The 3,425-nt window shown below is 33.8% G+C and carries 4 protein-coding genes; all 4 read left to right on the top strand.

Features of this window, described 5'->3' with window-relative positions:
- A partial coding sequence (gene mfd, locus ACZQCL_RS07690; protein ID WP_482482593.1) for a transcription-repair coupling factor occupies positions 1-1,926 on the top strand: 1,926 nt, incomplete at its 5' end.
- Complete coding sequence (locus ACZQCL_RS07685) at positions 1,926-2,195, top strand: RNA-binding S4 domain-containing protein (protein ID WP_117924471.1); 270 nt, start codon at positions 1,926-1,928, stop codon at positions 2,193-2,195. The genes mfd and ACZQCL_RS07685, both read left to right, overlap by 1 nt.
- Positions 2,182-2,601, top strand: coding sequence for a (deoxy)nucleoside triphosphate pyrophosphohydrolase (locus ACZQCL_RS07680; RefSeq protein WP_256268017.1), 420 nt, complete (start codon positions 2,182-2,184; stop codon positions 2,599-2,601). Before ACZQCL_RS07685 ends, ACZQCL_RS07680 begins: the two co-directional genes overlap by 14 nt.
- A partial coding sequence (locus ACZQCL_RS07675) for an HD domain-containing protein (RefSeq protein WP_482482591.1) occupies positions 2,568-3,425 on the top strand: 858 nt, incomplete at its 3' end. The genes ACZQCL_RS07680 and ACZQCL_RS07675, both read left to right, overlap by 34 nt.

The raw sequence follows: 3,425 nt of genomic DNA, 5'->3' as shown, positions 1-3,425 counted from the left end.
AAGACATTAGATTATTTACATGTTTTATACAATGGAGGCGATGAATTATTTGTCCCATTATCACAATTTCAGTTGGTAAGAAAATACGTGTCCAAAGAAGGTGTGGGCATCAAATTATCGCAATTGGGTTCTAACAAATGGAAAAAGACGAAGGAAAAGGTTTCTAAAAAGGTTGAAGAAATTGCGTCTCGATTAGTTGAGTTATATGCGAAGCGAAATGAAGATATTGGTTTTGCGTTCAGTAAAGATGATGATCTACAAAGAGAATTTGAAGAAGCCTTTGAATATGAGGCAACACCAGATCAAATGAAAGCTACAGAAGAAATCAAACGAGAAATGGAAAAGCCAAAACCAATGGATCACTTATTATGTGGAGATGTAGGGTTCGGTAAGACAGAAGTAGCTATGCGTGCTGCATTCAAGGCTATTTCAAATAATAAACAAGTAGCTTTACTGTGCCCAACTACAATTTTATCTATGCAACATTATCAGACGTTTATAAAGCGTTTTGAAAATGTAGGTGCTAATATTCGTGTAGTGAATCGTTTTGTGCCAACAAAAGAAATGAGTCAGATTAAAAAAGAATTGGCGGACGGGCAAGTTGATATTATTATTGGTACACATAAATTATTGAATAAATCTTTTCAATATAAAAGCTTAGGTTTATTGATTATTGATGAAGAGCAGCGATTTGGAGTTGAGCACAAAGAAAAAATTAAAGAGATGAAAAACACAATCGACGTTTTATCTTTAAGTGCAACACCAATTCCTAGAACTTTACAGATGTCTTTGATTGGGGTACGTACGATTTCACAATTGAATACACCACCATTGCATCGTCATCCAATTCAAACGTATGTGATGGAAAACAAAAAGAGTGTCGTGAAAGAAATCATTCAAAGAGAATTATCTCGTGGAGGACAAGTTTTTTATTTGTATAACCACGTATCGAATATCTATTCTGTAGCTAAAAATATTCAAAATATGTTCCCTGATGCCAAAGTAGCAGTGGCACATGGACGTATGGATAAGAATGATATTGAGCAGACGATGATTGATTTTGAACAAGAGAAATATCAAATTTTAGTTTGTACAACAATTATTGAAACTGGACTAGATATTGCGAATGCGAATACGATGATCATTGATGATGCTGATCGTTTTGGATTGTCTCAACTTTATCAGATTCGAGGCCGTGTAGGGCGTCGTGAAAAAATCGCATACTGTTATTTATTGGTACAGCCACAAAAAGAATTGACAGAACAGGCACATAAAAGGTTAAAAGCCATTAAAGAATTTACATCTTTAGGCAGTGGATATAAAGTGGCTATGCGAGATTTAACAATTCGTGGAGCCGGAGACATGCTTGGGCCGCAACAAGCAGGATTTATTGATGATGTAGGATTGGATTTATATCTTGAAATGTTGGCAAGTGCCATTAAGAAAAAGCAAGGCAAGCCAATTGAGAATAAAAAGAATGATAAAGTGGCTCAAGTTCAGTTATCGGGATATATACCTAAAAAATTCACAGATAATGATGGAGATAAATTGGAAATCTATCAACACATTAAGAAAACAGAGAGTCTTACTGAATTGATTGAATATGAAAAACGTGTTGAAGACTTATTTGGGCATATTCCAAATGAAGTAAAACAATTGTTTGAACAGAAAAAACTGGATTTCTTTGTGAATCGAGAAGGTGTTGAATCATTAAAAGAAACAGATGACGTCGTTATAATCACAATGAGTGCTGAATGGTCAAAGAATTGTGATGGTGTTAAATTGTTTGGTGCTATTAATGATATTAGTCGAAAGATCAATTTGAAATTAGAGAGTGGAAAAATTAAGATCATGATTTCTAAACGATTAAAGAAACATATTGAATTGTTGATGCAGGTTATTGATAAATTAGAAGGAGAGTTTTGATGCGATTAGATAAATATTTAAAAACAGCACGAATCTTAAAAAGAAGAGAAGCTGCTAAAGAATTAGCTTTACAAGGACGAATTTGGGTCAATGAACGAGTGGCAAAACCAAGTACAGAATTAAAAATTGGAGATACAATTCGTATTCGTTTTGGGGCAAGACTTCTTGAAATTCGTGTATTAGATATTCAAAAACAAGTTTCTAAACAAAACGCCCAACTGTTGTTTGAAATAATTCATGAAGAAAGAATTGAAGATGAACAAGCTTAATGTTGTGTGCGGAGCTCTTGTGATTGATGGAAAAGTGATGATTGCCCAAAGAAATTATGGTTCAAGCAAAGGTTTCTTTGAATTTCCTGGTGGAAAAGTTGAGAAAAGTGAAACAAAAGAAGAGGCATTAATTCGGGAATGGAAAGAAGAATGTGATATTGACATTTACAATGTGCAATATTTAGCTTCTAGCGTGGATTATCAAGATGGATATGAAATTCACTTAACTTGTTTCACATGTACTTCTAATGAAAAACCAACAAAATTAAGTGTGCATTCAGAATATATTTGGACAACTCCAGATCATATATATGACTATAACTTCTTTAAATCTGATAAAATGCTTGTAGAAGCATTAAAGGGGGTATGGCCATGTTTAACAAAACCAATGAAACCAAAGTATTAAGAGATCCTGTGCATGGATATATTCATGTGAAGTATCAAGTGATATGGGATTGTATCAACGCAAAAGAATTTCAAAGATTGCATCGCATCCATCAATTGGGTGGGGATTTTCAAATCTATCATACGGCGGAGCATTCCCGGTTTTCTCATAGTTTAGGTGTATATGAAATCACAAGACGGATGTGTGAAGAAGTGGATTCAATTGCGGCTACTTTAAGTGAATATGAAAAAATTCAGGTTTTATGTGCTGCTCTGTTGCATGATTTAGGACATGGACCATTTTCTCACTTCTTTGAAACACTTCACAAGAAACATCATGAACAAATGACTTGTGATTTAATTTTGGATCCAGAAACAGAAATTCATAAAGCACTAATTAAAGAGGATGAGGCTCTTCCACAAAATATTATGTTGATTCTAACACATCAACATGCAAAACCAATGATGTATCAAATGATTAGTTCACAACTGGATGCGGATCGAATGGATTATCTATTAAGAGATGCCTACGAAACAGGTACAAGCTATGGAAATTTTGATTTGGAAAGAATCTTACGTACTTTACGAGTAAAAAATGATTCTCTATGTGTGAAAATGAGTGGAATGCACAGTATTGAAGACTATATTATGGCAAGATACCACATGTATTGGCAGGTTTACCTTCATCCAGATGCCAAATCATATGAAATTATGATTCAACAATTCTTTAAACGATATGCACAAGTACGAAACATAGAAGTATTTGAACCATTATTGAATGGCGAGTTATCGAATAAGGATTTTTATTTAATGGATGAACATCGAATGTTCTATGGTTTTCAACAA

The organism is Holdemanella sp. (assembly GCF_056804935.1).
Note: the sequence above shows the minus strand (reverse complement) of the source record. Positions and strands in the feature narration are given on the sequence as shown.